General features: G+C 42.8%; 20 protein-coding genes. 1 reads left to right on the forward strand and 19 read right to left on the reverse strand.

Features of this window, described 5'->3' with window-relative positions:
* Nucleotides 1-78 precede the first annotated feature (78 nt).
* From BLS23_RS09590 to miaA, 4 genes are read right to left on the reverse strand one after another with little or no spacing between them, the layout of a single operon-like run.
* Nucleotides 79-1,023 carry an AAA family ATPase gene (locus BLS23_RS09590; protein ID WP_089652335.1) on the reverse strand — a complete coding sequence of 315 codons (945 nt, stop codon included), beginning with the start codon at nt 1,021-1,023 and terminating at the stop codon, nt 79-81.
* 12 nt (nt 1,024-1,035) lie between these two features.
* Nucleotides 1,036-1,164, reverse strand: coding sequence for a hypothetical protein (locus tag BLS23_RS22145; RefSeq protein ID WP_258871568.1), 129 nt, complete (start codon nt 1,162-1,164; stop codon nt 1,036-1,038).
* A 5-nt stretch (nt 1,165-1,169) separates the two neighbouring features.
* On the reverse strand, nt 1,170-1,394 hold the full coding sequence (hfq, locus tag BLS23_RS09595; RefSeq protein WP_089652336.1) for an RNA chaperone Hfq: 225 nt from the start codon (nt 1,392-1,394) through the stop codon (nt 1,170-1,172).
* A 45-nt stretch (nt 1,395-1,439) separates the two neighbouring features.
* Nucleotides 1,440-2,369 (reverse strand): tRNA (adenosine(37)-N6)-dimethylallyltransferase MiaA, encoded by a 930-nt coding sequence (miaA, locus tag BLS23_RS09600; protein ID WP_089652337.1) that lies wholly within the window; start codon nt 2,367-2,369, stop codon nt 1,440-1,442.
* 185 nt (nt 2,370-2,554) lie between these two features.
* On the opposite strand from miaA, the gene BLS23_RS09605 reads away from it, so the two are divergent.
* On the forward strand, nt 2,555-2,914 hold the full coding sequence (locus BLS23_RS09605) for a helix-turn-helix domain-containing protein (RefSeq protein WP_089652338.1): 360 nt from the start codon (nt 2,555-2,557) through the stop codon (nt 2,912-2,914).
* Nucleotides 2,915-3,022: 108 nt separating this feature from the next.
* Here BLS23_RS09605 and mutL read toward each other — a convergent pair whose 3' ends face one another.
* From mutL to BLS23_RS09680, 15 genes are all read right to left on the reverse strand, one after another.
* The gene (gene mutL, locus BLS23_RS09610; protein ID WP_089652339.1) at nt 3,023-4,885 is read right to left on the reverse strand and encodes a DNA mismatch repair endonuclease MutL; all 1,863 of its coding nucleotides are present in this window, start codon (nt 4,883-4,885) and stop codon (nt 3,023-3,025) included.
* Between the two features lie 13 nt (nt 4,886-4,898).
* A complete protein-coding gene (gene mutS, locus BLS23_RS09615) occupies nt 4,899-7,481 on the reverse strand; it encodes a DNA mismatch repair protein MutS (RefSeq protein WP_089652340.1) in 2,583 nt (860 codons plus the stop codon).
* A 272-nt stretch (nt 7,482-7,753) separates the two neighbouring features.
* Nucleotides 7,754-8,329 carry an outer spore coat protein CotE gene (cotE, locus tag BLS23_RS09620; RefSeq protein WP_089652341.1) on the reverse strand — a complete coding sequence of 192 codons (576 nt, stop codon included), beginning with the start codon at nt 8,327-8,329 and terminating at the stop codon, nt 7,754-7,756.
* 169 nt (nt 8,330-8,498) lie between these two features.
* Nucleotides 8,499-8,924 carry a YlbF/YmcA family competence regulator gene (locus tag BLS23_RS09625; protein ID WP_089652342.1) on the reverse strand — a complete coding sequence of 142 codons (426 nt, stop codon included), beginning with the start codon at nt 8,922-8,924 and terminating at the stop codon, nt 8,499-8,501.
* Nucleotides 8,925-10,496, reverse strand: coding sequence for a tRNA (N6-isopentenyl adenosine(37)-C2)-methylthiotransferase MiaB (miaB, locus tag BLS23_RS09630; protein WP_089652343.1), 1,572 nt, complete (start codon nt 10,494-10,496; stop codon nt 8,925-8,927).
* Between the two features lie 751 nt (nt 10,497-11,247).
* Nucleotides 11,248-12,423 carry a glycine C-acetyltransferase gene (locus tag BLS23_RS09635; protein WP_089652344.1) on the reverse strand — a complete coding sequence of 392 codons (1,176 nt, stop codon included), beginning with the start codon at nt 12,421-12,423 and terminating at the stop codon, nt 11,248-11,250.
* Nucleotides 12,424-12,441: 18 nt separating this feature from the next.
* Complete coding sequence (gene tdh, locus BLS23_RS09640; protein ID WP_181898509.1) at nt 12,442-13,482, reverse strand: L-threonine 3-dehydrogenase; 1,041 nt, start codon at nt 13,480-13,482, stop codon at nt 12,442-12,444.
* 506 nt (nt 13,483-13,988) lie between these two features.
* Nucleotides 13,989-14,249 (reverse strand): stage V sporulation protein S, encoded by a 261-nt coding sequence (locus BLS23_RS09645; protein WP_008640081.1) that lies wholly within the window; start codon nt 14,247-14,249, stop codon nt 13,989-13,991.
* Nucleotides 14,250-14,357: 108 nt separating this feature from the next.
* The gene (locus BLS23_RS09650) at nt 14,358-15,155 is read right to left on the reverse strand and encodes a TIGR00282 family metallophosphoesterase (RefSeq protein ID WP_089652345.1); all 798 of its coding nucleotides are present in this window, start codon (nt 15,153-15,155) and stop codon (nt 14,358-14,360) included.
* Nucleotides 15,156-15,242: 87 nt separating this feature from the next.
* Nucleotides 15,243-16,805 carry a ribonuclease Y gene (gene rny, locus BLS23_RS09655; RefSeq protein WP_089652346.1) on the reverse strand — a complete coding sequence of 521 codons (1,563 nt, stop codon included), beginning with the start codon at nt 16,803-16,805 and terminating at the stop codon, nt 15,243-15,245.
* Between the two features lie 344 nt (nt 16,806-17,149).
* Nucleotides 17,150-18,193, reverse strand: a complete 1,044-nt coding sequence (recA, locus tag BLS23_RS09660) for a recombinase RecA (RefSeq protein ID WP_089652347.1) — start codon at nt 18,191-18,193, stop codon at nt 17,150-17,152.
* Between the two features lie 164 nt (nt 18,194-18,357).
* Complete coding sequence (locus BLS23_RS09665; protein WP_089652348.1) at nt 18,358-19,596, reverse strand: competence/damage-inducible protein A; 1,239 nt, start codon at nt 19,594-19,596, stop codon at nt 18,358-18,360.
* Nucleotides 19,593-20,171, reverse strand: coding sequence for a CDP-diacylglycerol--glycerol-3-phosphate 3-phosphatidyltransferase (gene pgsA / locus BLS23_RS09670; protein ID WP_089652349.1), 579 nt, complete (start codon nt 20,169-20,171; stop codon nt 19,593-19,595). The genes BLS23_RS09665 and pgsA overlap by 4 nt, the downstream gene beginning before the upstream one ends.
* Before the next feature lie 117 nt (nt 20,172-20,288).
* Nucleotides 20,289-21,206 (reverse strand): helix-turn-helix domain-containing protein, encoded by a 918-nt coding sequence (locus BLS23_RS09675; protein WP_089652350.1) that lies wholly within the window; start codon nt 21,204-21,206, stop codon nt 20,289-20,291.
* An 18-nt stretch (nt 21,207-21,224) separates the two neighbouring features.
* Nucleotides 21,225-22,016, reverse strand: coding sequence for a DUF3388 domain-containing protein (locus BLS23_RS09680; RefSeq protein ID WP_089652351.1), 792 nt, complete (start codon nt 22,014-22,016; stop codon nt 21,225-21,227).
* Nucleotides 22,017-22,120 lie beyond the last annotated feature (104 nt).

Consider the following 22,120-nt stretch of genomic DNA (forward strand, 5'->3'; position numbering starts at 1 on the left):
GTCTCTTCACCTACTCTTCCGTCTACCTGTATCTTTCTCATCATAACAGAAAAATGTTTCCTATGAATGTACGACCGTTTAGATCAAGTCTGTTTCTTGTAAAGGAACATCAAAATCTTCCGCCTGAAGGGTCATCAGTGTTTTTTTCTTCGGATTCGGGGTGCTGATCACTCTCCAAGCATGTTTTCGAATCGCTTCTTCAATGAGGTTCCTTACATAGCGGGCATTTGAAAAGTTCTCTTCACGTCTGGTGTACACGTGGGCCAGATGCTGAAAAAGTTTTCGCTCCGCTTCTTTTGTTAAACAATATTCCCTTTCTTCAATCATTCCAAAAGCAATTTGCGTAAGTTCTTTCGCAGAATAATCCTTGAAAGAAAGCTGGATGGGGAACCGGGAAGCAAGGCCTGGATTTAAGGTCAGAAAATCCTCCATCTCATCCGGATATCCAGCAAGGATGATAATGCATTCATTATGATGATCTTCCATGCATTTAACCAATGTATCAATCGCTTCTTTTCCGAAATCTTTTTCTCCACCTCTTGCTAATGAATAAGCTTCATCAATAAAAAGGACGCCCCCCAATGCTTTATGGATCAGGTCCTTCGTCTTTTGAGCCGTATGACCGATATACTCTCCTACAAGATCACTCCGATCGGCTTCGATGAATTGGCCCTTATCAAGCACCCCGACATCGCGGAATAAAGCAGCAACCATCCGCGCGATGGTCGTTTTTCCCGTGCCGGGGTTTCCATGAAAAACCATGTGCAGAACTTGCGCATTCGACTTCAATCCTGCTTCTTCTCTTTTCTTAGAAACGAGCACCTGTGCATAGATTTCTTTTACCCTGGTCTTTAAATCCTCCATCCCAATGATGGAATTGAAAAATTCCTCGATTTTCAGAAAAGGGGCGCCTGTCTGCTTGAGGGCGGCTGCTTTCCGTTCAGGAATCGCTTTTTCTTTAGAATCATTCAACACAATATTGATTGTGCTGTTTGGTCTCACCGTTTTAGCCTGGGGTTGCACATCGATCCCTCCTCATTCTTCTTCATCATACGCATAGGTGGGGTTACCTGTGACAAACGCCCAAGGATGATTATGCAAATCATTTCCTCCATCCATGAAAGAAGCGGATGCCTTTAAAGGCACCCGCTTCTTTGCTTCCATTTACACTATTCTTTATCCAATGAAACATTTTTTACAGGAGCAAATGTTGAAATTGCATGTTTGAAGATCAATTGTTGCTTTCCTTCCGTCTCCAACAAGACAGTAAAATTGTCGAAGGCTTTGACGATGCCTCTCAATTGAAAGCCATTGAGTAGAAAGACAGTCACCTGCATGCGTTCTTTCCTTAATTGATTCAAATAATTGTCTTGGATATTAACCGATTGGGCCATGGATCTTCCTCCTCTTTTCTATCTGTAATAATACGATTCTACGCATTAGTCTATCTTTCCTGCTAAATCGCCTAAAATTGTTTCAAATTTCTCCTCATAGTTCGAAGGAGATACTTCATACCAGTTGATATCCATTTTGTTCTTGAAGTACGTGTACTGACGTTTGGCATAGCGCCTGGAATTACGTTTCAGCAATTCAATGGCTTCCCCCAGGGTACATGAACCTTCGAAGTAAGGAATCAATTCCTTATACCCAATCGCCTGCATTGATTGAGAGTCCTTCAATCCTTGTTCATAGAGATTTTGAACTTCTTCTAACAAACCCTGTTCAATCATTTGATCGACCCTGCGATTGATACGATCGTACAGTAATTCCCGGTCCATCTCCAGCCCGATTAACAGTGGGTTAAAAGGAGATTCTTTCTGCTGCTGATGATGGCGCTCACTCATCACCTGGCCTGTCGTTTCATAAACCTCAAGGGCTCTCAGTACACGTCTTTCATTATTCGGATGAATTTTTTCTGCTTGTTCGGGGTCAATTTCAACAAGGCGTTTGTACATATAATCTCTGCCATTTTCCTTCCATTCTTTTTCAAGCTTCTCCATGATGGAAGGATCCTTTTTTTGTTCTGAAAAATGGAAGTTAAAAAGTGTTGCTTGTATGTATAAGCCTGTCCCCCCTACCAAAACCGGAAGCTTCCCCCGCTCATGAATTTCCCAGATTAACGTTTGCACATTCTCCTGGAACTCAGCAACTGAAAAGTGCTCCGCAGGATCTTTAAAGTCAATCATATGATGCGGGATGCCTTGCATCTCCCCTTTGGTCACCTTCGCTGTTCCGATATCCATCGTCCGGTAAATCTGCATAGAGTCTCCACTAATCACTTCTCCATTAAAACACTGAGCGATTCGGATCCCCAGATTCGATTTTCCGACTGCTGTAGGACCGACCACTGAGATCACCAATGGTTTCACACTCCCACCTCCTTCACACGTCTCTATTATACATGAATGGCTCTACAATCATACCTCAGCTCATAAACTAACGCAATCCGTTACCAATACTAACGAGTTCCGTTACAAATATTCAAAATATTCGTTAGTCGCACTATCGCATTTCGTTAGTCTGTGTTATAGTATAGAAAAGGAGGCGTCTTAAAGTGGTTCATGAAAGAATTCGTTCACTTAGAAAAGAAAGACGTTTAACACAATCGATGTTAGCTGAAAAAGTCGGTGTGTCCCCACAAGTCGTGTCGAATTGGGAACGGAGTTACACTTCACCAGATCTTGAAGATCTCACGAAGATCGCTCACGCTCTCCATACCACCGCAGATTATCTCCTCGGGTTAAGTGATGAACAAGAGGATGAAATGCGCGAGATTAAGCAGCTCCTGGAAACGAAGGGATACACAAAACCTGTTTTTTTTGACAAGAAAGCATGGTTTGGAATTCAGCCGGAGGATATTAAACAAATCGATAACTATTTTCGTTTTCTTCTCCAGCAGAAGAACATCTCCTAATCCCCTACTCTGTCATTCGTACTTATATATAAGTTGATTATAAAAACATTATGTAAACAAAATAGCAAACAAAAAAGAGAGACTCCCGCTTCGGAGTCTCTCTTTTAATTACATCACACGTTTGAACATTTTTTCCATCTCATACTCTGAAAAGAAAACGATGATTGGACGTCCATGAGGACAAGTAAAAGGATCGGTCGACTTTCTCAAATCTTCTAAAAGATGAAACATATCGGTTTGGTTCAAATAATGGTTCGCTTTGATCGATCGCTTACACGACATGAGTATCGCCGCTTCTTCTCTTAGTTTAAGAATATCAATCCGATCTTCTTCCATCAGCTGCTGAATCATTTCATCAATAACTTCCTCTTCAAATCCTTTCGGGAACCACTGGGGGTGACTGCGCACGATATAGGTCGTGTCTCCAAATGGTTCAAAAAACAATCCCACTTTTTCCAGTTCGCCTTTGTACTCTTCCATCCTTAACGATTCAGCCTTCGAAAATTCAAAAGTCATCGGTACAAGGAGTTCCTGTACTTCATGGTCCACTTCCGAGAGTTTGTCTCTGAAGAATTCGTATTTGATCCTTTCTTGAGCCGCATGCTGATCGACGATATACATACCTTCCTCATTTTGAGCAAGGATGTATGTTCCATGCAGCTGACCAATCGGATGCATGGTCGGGACTCTTTTCTGTTCACGAGGAGGTCCTTCTTTTTCGACTTTATCTTCGGACTGTACGCTCTCTATTGAAGCAGAGGTATCTGTGTCGAATGTCGGGTTCATCTCTTTGATTAACTCTTCCTGTTTTTTTTGGAAACCGTCGTCTTGGAGTAGTCCTTGCTCACTTTTCACTAAATGGTCCACCGTGGATTCCCGCTCGCGATGAGCATCCTCCTCCCTCGTATGGTAGAGGTTAAAGGATTCCTGTGTCGTTTTTTCTTTTGCAGGCTTAGATGCCGGCTGTGACACATCAGGAATGAGTGTTTGTTTGCGAAAGGCCTGCCGAACGGTCTCTTCTAATAAATCATACAATTCCTTTTCTTTACTAAAACGCACTTCCATTTTAGATGGATGAACATTGACGTCGACTAGGATTGGATCCATGTCTATATTTAAAACGACAATCGGACTTTTTCCGATCGGCAACAGGGTATGATAGCCTTGCAAAACAGCTTTATTTAAAGGAATGCTCCGAATGAAACGACCGTTGATAATCGTTGACATATAATTTCTTGATGCACGGTAAACTTCGGGTTTCGCAATATATCCATCCACCTTAAAGTCCGCGGTTTCCATCTCTATCGGGATCATTTTTTTAGCGACATTCATTCCATAAATGTTCGCTATGACTTGGAGGAGATCTCCACGTCCATTCGTCTTAAAGATCTGCTTTTCATTATGAGTACAAAGGAACTGCACTTCCGGATGGGCTAAGGCCGTACGATTTAAAACATCCGTCACATGACCTAGCTCGGTATGAATGGTTTTCATATATTTCAACCGGGCCGGCGTATTGAAAAACAATTCCTCAACCGTAATGTCTGTTCCTTTTCTCGCATCACTTTTTCCTCTGGAGACGAGATGTCCTCCTTCAAGATTCATTTTCGTCCCAGCACTGTTTCCAGTAGAGGTTTGGATACTCAAGCGGCTCACTGCAGCGATACTTGCTAATGCCTCTCCCCGAAAACCGAGGGACCGGACATGGAAAAGGTCATTTTCATCAAGAATTTTACTCGTTGCATGGCGATGAAAAGCAATTTCACAGTCCTCTTCATCCATTCCCGCACCATCATCGGTAATCCGGATGCGCTGCAATCCGGCTTCCATTAAATCAATCTTCACCCATGTGGCACCTGCATCAATACTGTTCTCTACCAGTTCTTTGACGACAGAGGCTGGGCGTTCAACAACTTCTCCGGCCGCTATTTTGTTGGCTAGGTGGTCTGGCATCAGTCGGATCCGCGCCATCTCTGTTCCTCCTTTACGATTTCAAACGTTTTTGCAATTGGTACAATTCATTCATAGCGTCCATCGGAGTCATTTCCATTAGATCTAATGACTGTAGACGCTTTTCTATATGAGAAGCCTGCGGTTCCATTGTCCGCTTTTTCTCCGGCTTCGATTCTTCAACAAACAAACTTAGCTGCTCCTCTTCTTCTGGGGAGGTTGAGGCTTCATTTTTGACGGGCCCATTTTCAAGCTGATCCAGAAGGGCGGTTGCTCTGTTGATCAGCGGATCAGGCAAGTGTGCAAGCTTCGCTACATGAATACCGTAACTTTCATCCGCAGGTCCATCTTTAATCTGGTGAAGAAAGACAACATTGCCTTCATACTCTTCCGCTCGGACATGAACATTTTTTAAACGCTCAAGCTGTTCATCCAATGAGGTCAATTCATGATAATGGGTAGAGAATAGCGTTTTCGCTTTAATCTCCCCATGAATATATTCCACAATAGCCTGAGCCAGAGCCATGCCATCATACGTACTTGTCCCTCTTCCTATCTCATCAAGAAGGATCAAGCTGTTTTCCGTCGCATGCGTCAATGCATGGTTTGCTTCCAGCATTTCGACCATGAATGTACTATGACCAGAAACAAGATCATCGGCCGCACCAATTCTTGTAAATATCTGATCAAAGACTGGTAAACTCGCAGACTGGCACGGTACAAAAGAGCCCATTTGACCAAGAATTGCCGTCAATGCAAGCTGACGCATGTACGTACTTTTACCGGACATGTTTGGTCCTGTAATCAGTAACACATCAGTCTCTTCATTCATGTAAATATCATTCGGTACAAACGTTCCTTCCTGCATCACTTTCTCTACAACAGGGTGACGACCTTGACGGATGTCCACCACACGTTGCTCCCGATATTCCGGTCGTACATATTGATAGGATTCTGCTACTTGAGCAAAACCTTGGAGAACATCAATGCGGCTGATTTGGTCTGCCAGCTGTTGAAGTCTTTTGACGTACGCCTTCACCTTTTCACGGACTTCGAGAAACAGTTCATACTCAAGCTCCACACTTTTCTCCTGGGCTTCGAGGATCATCGTTTCTCTTTCTTTCAGCTCTGGAGTAATGAAACGTTCGGCATTTGTAAGGGTCTGCTTCCTCTCATACCTTCCTTCAGGTAGATGCCTCAAGTTCGCTTTTGTCACTTCGATATAATAGCCGAACACACGATTATAGCCGACTTTCAAGGATTTGATTCCTGTTTCCGTTCGTTCCCTTTGTTCAAGCTCTGCAATCCACTGCTTTCCATTCTTGGAAGCATATCTATAGTCATCCAACTGTTCGTGGAAGCCGTCCCGAATCAAGCCCCCCTCTTTTACAGAGATCGGAGGGTCATCGGCGATGCTTTCTTGAAGAAGTTCTTTTAAATCATGAAGCGGATCAACATTGTCATATAGCTTTCCTATGGAAGGATGGTCGAATTTTGAAAGCGTCATTAAGATATCCGGAATATGACTTAATGAATTTCTCAACTGGATCATATCCCTGGCATTCACATTGCCAAAGGCAACTCTTCCAGCTAAACGTTCCAAGTCGTAAACATTCGATAGCTCATCTCTCAAGGTCTCTCTCTCAAAAAACTGATCAAGAAATCCTTCGACCTGGTCATGCCTCATCGCAATAGCATCCGCTGATAACAACGGACGCTCCATCCACTTTTTAAGCATACGCGCGCCCATGGAAGTGATGGTTTTATCGATGACAGAAAGAAGGCTTCCCGCTTTTCCTTTCTTTCTAAGAGTTTCCAACAATTCTAAGTTTCTTTTGGAATACATATCGAGGGTCATAAATTGCTTCAATTCAATCACTTTCACAGGCTGCAGATGATCGAGTGACCTTTTTTGCGTATGCTGGATATAATTGAGAAGCCTCCCGAAGCCGACTAAAAGCTTATCCTGATGAACCTCCTCAACAAGAGGTTGAAATTCAGGAGCAATCTCCGTCACGTCCTGATGAGAAACCGTGTAATCCAAACGATCGATCAACATCTGTTTATACTCGACATCAAAATCATTGGATACCACCACTTCTTTGACCGGCCGGCTGTACAATTCACTCATAGCCGCGTCAAAACCTCCCGGAATAAGAGCTACACTGTTTTCTCCGGTCGTGAGATCATTGTAACTGACAACGTATGAGCCATCTTCAAATGCACTCAGTGAAGCCAAGTAGTTGTTTTCCTTTTCATCGAGCATGCTGCCTTCCATGACCGTACCTGGAGTGATCAGTTGGACAACTTCCCGTTTCACAACCCCTTTCGTCGTTTTCGGATCCTCGACCTGCTCACAAATAGCAACCTTGTACCCTTTTTCAATCAACTGCTTTATGTAATTGTCTGCGGAGTGATAAGGGACACCGCACATGGGGATTCTTCCGTTTGAACCTCCGTCCCTGCTCGTCAATGTAATTTCAAGTTCCTGGGATGCTTTCGTTGCATCCTCAAAGAACAATTCATAAAAATCGCCTAACCGGAAAAACAGAAAGGCATCTTTTTGGTCTGCTTTAATTTTTAAATACTGCTGCATCATGGGTGTGTATTGTGCCATAAGGTTAAACCTCCAAAACGTGCATAAGATTCTCCACCCATTATAGCATACGAGGCAAATAATCTTACACGGAAGAGCATGACATTATTAAAGTATACGTCAGGATGCTTGAAGACTCAGTTTCGAGATGTTTCTTGAGTGGATGGGGATCCGGGGAATAACTCGCTTTCCGCGGGAGCGCGGTGAGCCTGAAAGGGAGCTATTATATAATTATCATAAAATATTTGAAAGCAAAAAAAGAAATCCTCGCTGTAGCAGCAAGGATTTCATCATTAATCGTGACTATCGTGATCTCTGTCTGAAGAAGATGGAAGGAAGTCCGTTTCGATGGCTGAAAAATCATCGGAAGACAAATCATAATCGTAATCATCATCATGGCCGCAACCATGAGGATCCACTTTCACACACAATTTTGTTTCACCTATGACATCTACAACAAACTCTCTCTCTACTTCCACAACGATCTTTTGCCCATTTCCTGAGATGTTCGCTTCTAAACAGTTCGGTTGCTGTACGACCTTAGCGATTACCTCAAAGTCATCATGTACACAATTATCATCTTTCACTGCCAACTTGACGTGATCACAATAACTGACACGCTCTGTAACGACTTCTGTTTTTGTATTGTCGTTATACGAATACCAGACGTTTACATCGTAACTGCCAGAGATTTCAACGTGATCTCCTTTCTTTTTGGCATTGTAGATGTGATTGATGACCCAACAACCTAGGATACTTGTCGGACGGTGCGAAGGGCTGATGGTGTGTGTGGATTCTGTAAACTTTTTACCTTTAGCGATTACAGCTTTTGTAATGATCTCTCTGTAATCTCGTTCAAAAAAAGACATAGGGTTTCACTCCTCCTTATTCTACCACCCATCCTATGTTTGGTTGGGCGAATGGTGACTAACGGGAAAATGGCCTAAGGACGTGTTTAATTCATTCTATGCAATAGCCTATAAAATTGTACAAAAAAAACCGCCAGAGAGGGAAAACCCTCTGACGGAAGTGTATGCATCAATGGCTGCAACCATGACTTGATTTATTTGAACCTGTTTCTCCTTGCAGGATATCCCCGCCCGTAGAACGGATAACCTCATTTGTAACTTCACGTGAAATCGTGTTCGAAACCATTTGAAGGATATCATTAATAATGGTTTGTGAATCTTTGAATTCTGCAACGACCGGAATCTCATCGAGCTCATCTTGAAGACGATCGATTTCTTTTTCAATCTTCTGAAGAGCTTCCGTTTTCCCGTAAGCTTGAAAGTTAACCGCCTGCTTTTGCAAAGCTTTGATTTTCTTAATATGAGATTGAACCTTTTGATTGTCATTTAATTTCGCTTCCAATTGCTTGAAACGATCGATTTCTTCAATATCAGCCATCATTTTAGCCAATTTTTTTGCTTCTTCTACAACTTGTTGTCTCGTATACTGTGCCATTTATTTCACCTCTGCGTTGATTTCTACTAACTCTCCATCAAGGGACCAAGTTTTCGCTTTGGTCACTCTTACTGGTACAATTTGCCCGATTGTAGACTCAGGTGCACGGAAGTTGACCAACTTGTTCCGCTTCGTGTACCCGGCTAGCACATCCGGATTATTCTTACTTTCTCCTTCTACAAGGACATCTACAATTTCACCTTCGTATGCTTTCATGGCGTCTGCAGATTGCTGGTTGACGATTTTATTCAACCGCTGCAAACGGTCCTTCTTCTCTTCCATTGAAACGTTATCTTTCATCTTAGCTGCGGGTGTATTTTCTCTTGGAGAATAGATAAACGTATAGGCAGCTTCAAAGCCGACTTCTTCCACAAGGGATAACGTATCCTGAAACTGTTCTTCGGTTTCGTTCGGAAACCCGACGATGATATCCGTCGTAAGGGTTGCATCTGGCATTGCTACACGAATTTTGCGAACAAGTTCAAGGTACTCTTCCCTCGAGTATTTACGGCCCATGATCTTCAAAATATCGCTATTTCCTGACTGGACCGGTAGATGGATATGGTCAAGCATATTACCACCTTTAGCAAGCACTTCAATTAAACGATCGTCAAAGTCTCTTGGGTGGGAAGTTGTAAAGCGAACCCGTGGAATATCAATACTCCGCAGTTCATCCATTAAGTCACCGAGCCCATAGGCCATATCCAAGTCTTTTCCATACGCATTGACGTTTTGGCCAAGGAGGGTAATTTCTTTATACCCTTGAGCCGCCAAATGCCTTACTTCCTGAATGATGTCTTGCGGTAAACGGCTTCTTTCTTTTCCTCTTGTATATGGAACAATACAATAAGTGCAGAATTTGTCACAGCCATACATAATGTTTACCCAAGCCTTGATTTTTCCTTTTCGTGATCTTGGAAGGTTTTCAATAATGTCCCCTTCTTTCGACCACACATCAATTACCATTTCTTTCCCGAACATCGCTTCTTTTACCAGCTGCGGGATTCTATGAATATTATGTGTACCGAAAATAAGATCGATAAATGGGTGTTTTTTCAGAATCCGGTTTACGACAGACTCTTCCTGTGACATACATCCACAGATTCCGATAATCAAATTCGGATTTTCCATTTTCAAAGGCTTCAAGTGTCCGATTTCACCGAACACCTTATTTTCTGCATTTTCACGGATGGCACAGGTATTCAATAGAATGATGTCCGCTTCTTTTGTATCCTTTGTGGGTTCATAACCCATTTCTTCAAAAATCCCTGCCATGACTTCAGTATCATGTTCGTTCATCTGGCATCCGTATGTACGGATCAAATATTTTTTACCCTTGCCTGCTTGATCCATATCTTCAGGAATTTCAAAATCATAATGTACATCTGTTTCTTTCCGCTTCCGGCGTTGTGCATCCCTCATGTTCGGAGGTTGGTATGTCGTTTCAAAATATTTAACAAAATCTTCACTAGTTTTTTGTTTCAGTCGATTTAAGTTATCTTGTTCTGCTTTAGCATCAGCCGTGGAAGACTGACGAATTTGTGACATTTCCTTACGTTGCTGTTCGTTCATAATGATCTCCTTTCAAGCCGAACCTTCTAACTGTACCATTATATCAAGTTTTACATGATAAATTAAGCGTAAACATGAATTCCACCTTTTTTCATCCATTTTCCAAGTAGTTATTCAACAATATGGCAGGATTGTGGAAGACTCGATTTCGAGACTTTTCGGGGTTCGTTTGCCATGTTGAGCGTCAGGGGTGGCTGGGAAGCTACTCGCTTTCCTGTGGGGGAGTGGCAAGCTTCCTCGAACTTCGTCCTGCGGGATCTCGCCTATCTCCTTTCTCCCCCGGGAGTCTCCCAGCTTCCCAACCACCCCATTCCATGAAGGGGAGAAACGAACCCATTTACTGTGGGAGGGCGCCTTCCACTATCCTGTTATTATAAGCATAAAGCGCTCTATAACAAGCTTTTCGCATGCAGAATAGTGTGCTTAGGAGTTCATTCCCATCCAATAACCATGTGCATAAAAGCAGCTAATTCCGAAAGTGGTTTCGAGATACTTAAATGGCAAAGGGGTGGAGGGGAATGAGGTGACTCCTGCGGGAAAAAAGTGCTTGGTGAGACCCCACAGGACGCAGTCCGAGGAGGCTCACCGCGCTCCCGCGGAAAGGGAGCCATTCCCCGCAGCCCCCATCCTCTCAACAAAAGTCTCGAAACTGAGTCTTCCAGAAAAGGGAGCGTTTGTTTAATAGGGGAAGTGCTGTTTTTATCAATTAAAAGAAGCCAGCTATGGGATTTCATAGCTGGCTTCTTCACTATTACAAGATCCCTAATTTCTTACCGACTTTTTCGAAGGCATCGAGAGCTTCTTGTAGTTCTTCTTTTGAATGTTCTGCTGTAACGATTGTTCGGACGCGTCCCTTTCCGCGCTGGACTGTCGGGAAGACGATTCCTTGTGCGAATACTCCTTCTTCGAACAGTTCATCGGAGAATTTGTGTGTCAAGGCATCATCCCCAACCATGACAGGAGTTACCGGTGTTTCACTGATTCCCGTGTCAAATCCAAGAGCGTTCAGACCATCTTTGAAGAATTTTGTATTGTCCCAAAGTTTTTCGATCAGTTCTGGCTCTTCTAACAATACATCAATCGCTGCATCATTCGCAGCCGTTACTGCTGGCGGGTGGGATGTACTGAACAAGAACGGACGTCCTTTATGAATTAAGTAATCTCGAAGGGTCTTTGTACTTGCCACATACCCTCCAAGTACTCCAATCGCTTTACTAAGTGTTCCCACTTGAATGTGGACGCGGCCATCCAGGTTGAAATGGTTGACTGTTCCACGTCCGTTGTCACCAAGAACCCCACTCGCATGAGCATCATCCACCATAACGAGAGCATCATACTTTTCAGCGAGTTCTACGATTTCCGGTAGAGGAGCAATATTTCCATCCATGGAGAAAACGCCATCAGTAACGATTAATCTTGTACGATAATCGCCACTTTCTTTCAACGCTGATTCTAATGACTCCATGTCGACGTGCTTATAAATTTTACGATCCGCTTTTGTTAAACGAATCCCGTCGATGATTGAGGCGTGATTCAACTCATCAGAGATGACTACATCTTCTTTACCTAGAATAGAAGATAAGACACCCTGGTTCGTTGTGAAGCCGGATTGGAATACTAACGCAGCTTCTGTATGTTTGAATTTCGCTAACTTTTCTTCAAAATCTTCATGCATTTTCAATGTACCTGCAATCGTACGAACAGAACCTGTTCCGACGCCATATTCTTCATTAGCTTTTTCCGCTGCTTCTTTCATCTTCGGGTGTGAGGTAAGCCCTAGATAATTATTGGAAGAAAGTTGAATCACTTCTTTTCCTTTGATTGTCACTTTGGAACCTTGTGCAGATTCCAGAGGGATCAACGTACGGAACGTCCCTTCTTCCTGCATCTCGTTTAGTTCTTTTTGCAAGTATTCGAAGCCTTTCATAAAACATCCTCCTTACAATTATGGGTGTAAAACTACTTTTCCACATTGGCCCTGATTCATCAAGTCAAAGCCCTTCTCAAATTCTTCAAGCTTTAAATGGTGAGTAATCAGTGGAGTGACATCCACCTGTTGAGATTGAAGAAGCCTGGAAACCTGCTGCCACGTTTCGTACATTTTTCTTCCAGTAATCCCTTGAACCTCTACGCCTTTGAATACGATGTCATTCGTCACATCGAGGCTTACCCTCTTCGTAGGTAAACTTAGAATGGAAACACGGCCGCCATTGGTAATCATTTTAAATCCTTGGTCCATTGCTACAGGATGTCCACTCATTTCACAAACGACGTCTACCCCATGGCCATCTGTTAACTCTTTAGCTTTTTCAACAGGATCGATTTCTCCAGAATGAATCACGGTTGTAGCTCCCATTTTCTCAGCAAGTTCAAGACGATATGGATTCAAATCAAAAGCAAGTACTTGAGATGCCCCAGCTGCCTTGGCTACGCCTACAGCCATCAAACCAATAGGTCCACAACCGATGATGGCTACTGTTTTCCCTGCTACATCGCCATTTAGAACCGTATGTACAGCATTCCCCATCGGCTCTTGAATAGAAGCGATGTCTGTTGGCATTTCATCAGGGTTCCTCCATAGGTTATCTGCTGGAAGCGCTACATATTCTGCAAAACACCCCTGCGTATCCACACCAATAATTTTAGTATTTTCACAAATATGGAATTTACCCGTCAAGCATTGCGGACAGTGTCCACAAATAAGGTGAGTCTCTGCACTCACATAATCTCCTGCTTGGAAATTATGAACCTTACTTCCTACTTCCACAATCTCTCCTGAAAATTCATGACCGAAAACGTAAGGTGGTTTGACGCGGCTTTCAGACCACTCATCCCAATTATATATATGGACATCCGTCCCACAAATCGATGTCGCTTTCACACGAATCAATACTTCATCATCACGGATTTCCGGAATCGCAACTTCTTGCATTTGCGCTCCTGGAGCTCGGTGATGCTTAACGATCGCTTTCATCGTTCCATTCACAGTGAACACTCCCAACCTCTATAAATCATTATTAAACCTCTTATACAAACAATATTAACATGGATTGAGGAAAACGCAAACTCATCTGTCCACTGTGAAAATACAATCGCTCATATCATTCCACGTTCTATTAACCTCTATTAAATATCCATTTCCACTGCATACAAGCTCCCTATTCTTTCAGACCTGAATGGAGAGATGTTTGATGAATAGACCGGCTCAGTCGGCGCGGAATAGCACACTCTCAAACCACCACTGCATCTTAATATGGTAATAAACACCCGTTAGCTTAAAGATGAGCCTCACATAAGCTGCTATATTGTTGAATATCTTTCTTTTGAAAAACCATTTATACTAAAAAACGATCTCTATTAAAAAAGGGCGCACTCGATTGTGAGTACACCCTTTTCTTTCCATTCTATTTTTCTTTCATCCATAAAGACAAGGTATTCGCTAGCAAACATCGTAAGTACGCGAAACTTATAAAAACGCTTGTTTTTTTACGCTCATCGAGGTTCGACGATCAACTTAATCGCTGTTCGTTCCTCCTCGTCGATCATGATATCTGTAAATGCCGGAATGCAAATCAAGTCCATGCCACTCGGGGCAACAAACCCTCTTGCGATGGCAACGGCTTTAACTGCCTGATTCAATGCTCCGGCTCCGATCGCTTGAATTTCGGCCGTTCCGCGCTCTCGTACTACGTTGGCCAAGGCTCCTGCTACTGAATTAGGTACGGATTTGGCTGATACTTTTAAGACTTCCATTACTAGCTCCTCCTTCAATCACTATAGTTGTTCCATAACTACTATATTCTTGGAGATGTAGGATATTACCTTTTCATTATGAATGAATTTGTCGCAAAATTCAAATAATCAATGAAAGAATGGATGGTCATCGTTAATTAAAATACGCTGGACTTTTGTAGATTTTCCTGTCTTATCATCTACATCCACCAAGAAAGCACTCAGTTGTGCTCTTCCCTTTTTTGGCACTTCAAAACGTACAGGTAAGTTTGTAAGAAAACGCTTTAAAACCGCTTCACGTTCCATTCCCAGAATTCCGTCATAAGGCCCTGTCATACCTACGTCAGAAATATAGCCCGTTCCTCCTGGCAGGATTCTTTCATCTGCTGTCTGTATATGGGTGTGTGTCCCTACATTCACACTCACTCTGCCATCTACATACCAGCCCATTGCCTGCTTTTCACTTGTTGCTTCTGCATGAAAATCCAGAAAGATGATAGACGTGCGTTTTTTTGCTTCTTCTATCAGCTCATCGATTTTTCTGAATGGATCATCATTTGGAGACAAGAACGTACGCCCTTGCAAGTTAATAACGGCGACCTCACCCTTAGGGGTTTTGACAAAAGTAATCCCCTTACCAGGCGTGCCTTCAGGATAATTGGCAGGGCGGACAAGGTATTCCGCATCATCGATAAATTCAAAAATCTCCTTTTTATCCCACGCATGGTTGCCAAGTGTTACGGCCTGGGCACCTTTTTCAAGGAAGCGACGGTAAATTTTTTCGGTAATGCCTTTCCCTGACGCTGCATTTTCCCCGTTCACAATCGTCACAGCAGGCTGATATTTCTGCTTCAGTTTCGGTAAGTATTCGTCAACCATTTCCCGTCCTGGTGAACCCACGACATCACCTATAAATAAAATTCTCATAAAACAAAACCCTTCCTTCCGCAATTGTTTCTTTATTGTACCCGTAAAAACAGAAATGAAGCGACCAAGAAGGCCGCTTCATTCATTTTATTTCGCATACTCCACAGAACGTGTTTCACGAATAACGGTAACTTTAATATGACCTGGATAATCGAGTTCTCCCTCGATGCGATTTCGAATATCTCGTGCTAATCTTGTTGCTTCAAGATCATCAATTTCATCAGGACGAACCATGATACGAACTTCGCGTCCAGCTTGAATCGCGAATGACTTCTCTACGCCATCATAAGACTCTGAAATCTCTTCCAGCTTTTCAAGACGTTTGATGTAATTCTCTAAGGTTTCACTTCTGGCTCCAGGACGTGCCGCAGATAGAGCATCGGCAGCAGCAACAAGTACAGAAATGATTGAAGTCGGCTCTTCATCACCATGGTGCGATGCCACAGCATTGATGACCGTTTCATTCTCTTTGTACTTCATAGCCAGTTCTTTACCGATTTCCACGTGGCTTCCTTCTACTTCATGGTCAATGGCTTTACCAATATCATGAAGCAGTCCTGCACGACGGGCCAGGGTTTCATCTTCTCCAAGTTCAGCAGCTAACAAACCGGAAAGGTATGCGACTTCCATTGAGTGTTTCAAGACGTTTTGCCCGTAACTAGTACGGTACTTCAGACGTCCTAAAATCTTAATCAGATCTGGGTGGAGACCATGAACACCTACTTCAAAAGTCGTCTGTTCACCAACTTCTCTGATGTAATCATCAACTTCTCGTCTGGACTTGTCCACCATCTCTTCAATACGAGCTGGGTGAATTCGTCCATCCTGCACTAACTTCTCAAGGGCCATTCTTGCTGTTTCTCGTCGAATTGGATCAAAGCCTGAAAGGATGACAGCCTCAGGAGTATCGTCAATGATTAAGTCAATGCCTGTCAGTGTCTCTAATGTACGAATGTTCCGGCCTTCACGTCCGATGATGCGGCCTTTCATTTCGTCATTAGGAAGGTTGACAACAGAAACGGTCGTTTCAGCCACATGATCGGCTGCACAACGCTGAAGGGCAAGAGAAAGAATGCTTTTCGCTTTCTTATCCGCTTCTTCCTTCGCGCGGTTTTCCGCTTCTTTGATCATAAGGGCTGACTCATGCGATACCTCTTGTTCGACGCGTTCTAAAATCATCTGCTTCGCCTGGTCTGATGTTAAGCTTGAAATGCGTTCAAGCTCTGTTTGTTGTTCTTGAAGCATAGCTTTCACTTTGCTTTCCATTTCTTCAATTTGTTGTTGTCTCTCGGCAAGAGTCCCTTCTTTCTTTTCGAGTGAAAGATCACGTTGGTCAAGCGTTCCACTCTTACGATCAAGATTCTCTTCTTTCTGAGTTAAACGATTTTCAGTTTTCTGCAGTTCCATGCGGCGCTCGCGGATCTCGTTCTCCGCTTCCTGGCGAAATTTCTGGTTCTCTTCTTTTGCTTCAAGAAGAGCTTCCTTCTTGGCTGATTCAGCATTGCGATGACCTTCTTCCACAATCTGTTTCGCAAGGTCCTCAGCACTGGAAATTTTCGCTTCCGCAATCGATTTCCGAATAAGATAACCAACAACAGAACCGATGATAAGGGCAAGCAAAATGAAGATGAGCGAGGATATTATATCCATAATTTCACCTCCTCTTGCTATGAACTTGGTCCGTTTGTCGGCAATTACAAACGTTTCATTTTCAGTTTCATTTGTTTAAGATAAGGGTATAAAGATGAAAATGATACACATTCATTTTATGCTTGACTATACGGAATGTCAAGGAAACGCCCTATGTATCTGCTAACATATTCAAATATTTAAAAATGTCAGTCTATTAATTTTACATTTCGAGACCGGAGCGCTTTTAAAAAAGCCCTGAATAACCCTAAAAATAGTTCTTGATATTGACTTCGAAAAATCAAACATATTAAAAAATCGAGGATGAAACAATTGTTTCATCCTCGATTTTTATACTAAAACGATTAAACGTCCAACGTTTCCTGACTTTCTTTATTATCGGCATCTGCAGTTTCTGGATCTGCTTCCATGCCATAATGGTCTCGAATCAATTTTTTCACTTCTTCGTAGACCTCTACATTTTCTTTCAGGAATTGTTTCGCATTCTCACGGCCCTGGCCAAGTCTATCATCCTTATATGAATACCAGGAACCACTCTTCTGGATGAGATCGAGGTCTGTTCCGATATCAAGCAGTTCCCCTTCTCGAGAAATTCCTTCTCCGTACATAATATCTACTTCCGCCTGTCTGAAAGGAGGGGCCACTTTGTTTTTGACTACTTTCAAGCGGGTTTTATTTCCGACCATTTCGTTTCCTTGTTTCAAAGTCTCCGCACGACGTACTTCCAAACGAACAGAAGAATAGAATTTCAGCGCACGGCCACCAGGGGTTGTTTCAGGGTTACCGAACATAACTCCTACTTTTTCACGAATCTGGTTAATGAAGATGGCCGTCGTTTTCGATTTATTTATGGCTCCAGAAAGCTTACGAAGCGCCTGGGACATTAAACGGGCTTGCAAACCAACGTGTGCATCACCCATTTCCCCTTCAATCTCAGCTTTCGGTACAAGTGCTGCTACAGAGTCGATGACAACCATATCAACGGCCCCACTACGGACAAGAGCCTCCGCGATTTCTAAAGCCTGCTCTCCTGTATCCGGTTGAGATAGTAGAAGTTCTTCAATGTCTACACCCAATGCTCTTGCATAGACAGGATCAAGGGCATGCTCTGCATCGATGAAAGCTGCCTGACCGCCTTTTCTTTGAGCTTCTGCAATAGCGTGAAGCGCAACAGTCGTTTTACCTGAAGATTCTGGTCCATAAATTTCTACAATTCTTCCACGCGGGTAGCCGCCGACTCCAAGGGCCACGTCAAGAGCGAGTGATCCACTCGGAACCGTGTTCACTTTCTGCTCAGCGCTTTCCCCCAGCTTCATAATGGAGCCTTTTCCGAATTGCTTTTCTATTTGACGTAATGCCATATCTAATGCTTGTTTACGATCGCTCATTATATACCGCCTTTCAATATTTCTATCCCTATCATAACTTGTTTTTGATCGTTTGCCAACTAAAAAGCGAATAAATGTTCCCGTTTTTTAAAAGAATAAAAGGTGCAATTTTTTTATTTCCTCTACGTGAAATTATCAAAATTGCACCTTTTCAGCAATGAAAATTAATTTTTTAATCTATGGAAAATCATTTCGTACGCCTTTTTCACAGCTCTCACTCTCACCTGTTCCCGTCCTCCATCGAAATGAAATTTATGAACTTCAGGTTTTCTCTCCCCTATTTGAAGACCGATAAAGACGGTACCTGGTTCATGTCCTTCGCTGGCATCCGGACCTGCCACACCTGTGAAACTGACAACAACATCGACGTCTAAGTTCGCTTGTGCATTTAAAGCCATCATTTCCGCACATTCATGGCTGATGGTTCCGTATTTCTTTATTAGAAATTTGGGTACTTGAAGAATTCTCTCTTTCATCTCAGGAGTATAAACGGTATATCCGCCTTGACAGACGGATGAAGCACCGGGCAGTGCAATCAGACGCTCAAGAAACCTCCCACCGGTAAAGCTTTCTGCTGAGCCGATTTTGAGACTCTTTTCTTTAAGAAGATCTCGTACTTTCTCTTCAATGGTAATCGCATCACTGCCGTAATAATACTTTCCGACATGGGTTAGGATTTCAGTTTTGAGCGAGAGAATTTTTTCCTTCGCCTGTTCTGTGGATTCCCCTGTGGCTGTCAACCTTAAACCCACTTCCCCTTCAGAAGCGAGCGGGGCAATGGTTGGATTGGTTTGAGATTTAATCAAAGACTGCAGTTTTGTTTCCAAATCCGATTCACCGATCCCGATGAAACGCATCATTTCTGAAACGATTTGGGATTCAATGTGGTAATTATTCTGTAAATACGGAATGATATACTCATCCATAATATACTTCATTTCTCTAGGGACCCCTGGAAGGAAGACCCACAGGGTATCCTCATGCTTTACCAGTTGACCAGGCGCCATCCCTTCTAAATTTTGAAAAACGGAGGCATTCTCAAAAACACGCGCCTGTTTACGGTTGTTCTCTGACATAAACTTTTGGTTTCTTTGATAATAGCTCTTGATCTTTTCCATGGAATCTTCATGTTCGACCAATTCCTGATCAAAAACGAGCTGAGCGGCATCCAGTGTCAAGTCATCTTCTGTAGGACCGAGACCACCTGTGACAATAACAAGATCAGCCCTCGACTCGGCCAATGCAAAAGAATCTGTCACTCTTTTCAAGTTATCTCCGACAACGGTGTGGTGATAAACCGAATGTCCGAGGGTAGCAAGCCGACTTGAGATCCACTGAGCATTTGTATTCGCAATTTGACCTAATAGTAATTCCGTACCGACACCTATAATTTCTGCTCTCATTTAGAATCCCTCATTACATGCCAATTTTTTTTGAAGTAATCATAACCAGAGTACACGGTAATCAATAACGCCAAATATAGCGCAATCATTCCCAGAGGGAAACCGATGAAAGCGAATGGCCAATTATGCAAGAGCAGAAGAGAAATGGCGATGATTTGGATCCATGTCTTCAGTTTCCCCATTTGGCTTGCAGCAAGGACACTTCCTTCTCCAGCGGCCACTAATCGAAGTCCCGTCACAGCGAATTCTCGGCTGATGATCAATATGACGATCCATGCTGGTGCAAGACCGATCTCGACTAGTAAGATGAGGGCTGCACTGACTAAAAGCTTATCAGCCAAAGGATCGAGAAACTTCCCTAAGTTGGTGACAAGGTTATATTTCCTTGCAATATACCCGTCGATCCAGTCAGTTGTAGAGGCTATAATAAACAGTAAAGCACCTGCTAAGTGGGCGACAGGTAATTCGCGTTCTTCCATTTGAAAAGTCCCCCAATCAAATGGAACACTCATAAGGATGATGAAAATCGGAATAAGAAAAATTCTGGATAATGTAATTTTATTTGGTAAGTTCATAAGCTCACTCTCCTAACATTCATTTCAATACATGAAAGGCTGCCCGTCCACGAAGAGTGGCTTTGCACTCTTCCAATGAAACGCTTTGGCAGCCTAGTCATGATTATATTCAGTTTCTTAGTTGAATTGCAACAATAACTTTTGTGTGGATACTTCTGGGTTAGGATAAGGAACTTTCTTCCCATCAATCGTAACGGTTGTCCCCGGTGCATTCCCAGTCTTAATATACAATTCAGCTTTGTCTCCTAAATCAAAGGAGATAGGCGAATCCTCCGCGGTATATTCCTTCGCTGTCACAAGGTCTTCACCACTCTTAGGAGCTTGCACTTCCATGTAGGCTCTCCCTGTCAACTCGATGGTAACGGAACGTTCAGTTGTTCCACTGACATCATAGGTGTGCTCTGGAAAAGAACCTGTCCCTTCCTGAACCAGTTGAATGGCTACTTCTTCTTCATCCTCCGCAGGGGTTTCTTCTTCCTCTGGATCTGGTTCTTCTTCTGAAGCTGGTTCTTCAGATTCACTTCCATCTTCATTACCTTCCGCTTCTTGCTGATCTTCGGAAGTTTCACTTTGAGAATCCTCAGGGACACTGATTTCATTGTTGGAACCATTGTCTGTTGCTGTACTGCCATCCTCTGCCCCGCTCATATTCTGCCATACGAGCCAAATAACAAATATTAAGCCAATGATCAATCCAACGGTTAAGATCGTCGGCAGCACCCGGGAAGATGGGCCGCTTTTCTGTGTCGCTTCCTTCTTTGTCCTCTGGACACGGCTGTATTGTACCGTACTTTCCTCATCAAAAGTCGGAAGCTCCCCTTTATGTTCTTCCATGACTACTTCAGGGTCTAATCCGACAGCAGAGGCATATTCCCTGATAAACGCTCGGGTGTAGAATTTTCCAGGCAGCACTTGAAACTCATTCTTTTCAATCGCCTGAAGATAGCGTTTTTGTATTTTTGTTGTCTCTTGCAACGATTCTAAAGAAAGCCCCTTTGATTCCCGGGCTTCCCTCAGTCTTTCTCCAATCTCCATGTTAACACCATCCAATTTCTAAAAATCGAACATGGAAAAACCTTCATTCATTGACATTTCTTGTTTTTCCACAGGTTCATAAGTAATTTCTTCATCTTCGTTATTCCGAAGTTCAATAATATAATCAAAGTCATCCATTGTATATTCCGTTTCCTGAACGAAAATGTCTGGGTGTTCAATAACTTTCGTAGCAGGAAGTCTCATGATTTCACGTACAAGCTGCCAGTGCTTTTCATTCGCTCGTTTAGCAGACACAATCCCATCTATGATGTAAAGATTGTCTTCATTATATTCTTCATCGATCAGCTGGTTTCGTACCGTCTGCTTTAAAAGTGTACTGGATACAAATAGCCATCTCTTGTTTGCACATACACTCGCTGCTACGACAGACTCTGTTTTTCCTACTCGTGGCATCCCGCGAATCCCAATCAATTTATGCCCATCCTTCATGAAGAGCTCAGCCATAAAATCAACTAGTAATCCCAAGTCCTCCCGATTGAAACGGAAAGTTTTACGATCATCCACATCACTATGTATATATCGTCCATGCCTTACTGCCAAACGATCTCTTAATTTAGGACGGCGCAGTTTAGTCACTTTTATTGTATCCATTGTATTTAAAATCGATCTCAACCGAGTGATTTGTTCTTCATCTTTACATAAAAGCAGCATTCCACGGTGTGAATTTTCCACACCATTGATGGTGACGATGTTAATCGCCATCATCCCGAGCAGTGAGGAGATGTCCCCAAGCAATCCTGGGCGGTTATATTGGATTTCATATTCTAAGTACCATTCTTTTTTTTCCATAATACAACTCCTCTGAAAAATTGTCGTTATTTGTCAAAGTCGAGTGATTTATGGAATTTTTCACTCTCTATCTATCATAAAGGATTTTATCTAAATAGGAAAGG

Source organism: Halobacillus aidingensis (genome assembly GCF_900104185.1).
GTDB classification, from domain to species: domain Bacteria; phylum Bacillota; class Bacilli; order Bacillales; family Halobacillaceae; genus Halobacillus; species Halobacillus aidingensis.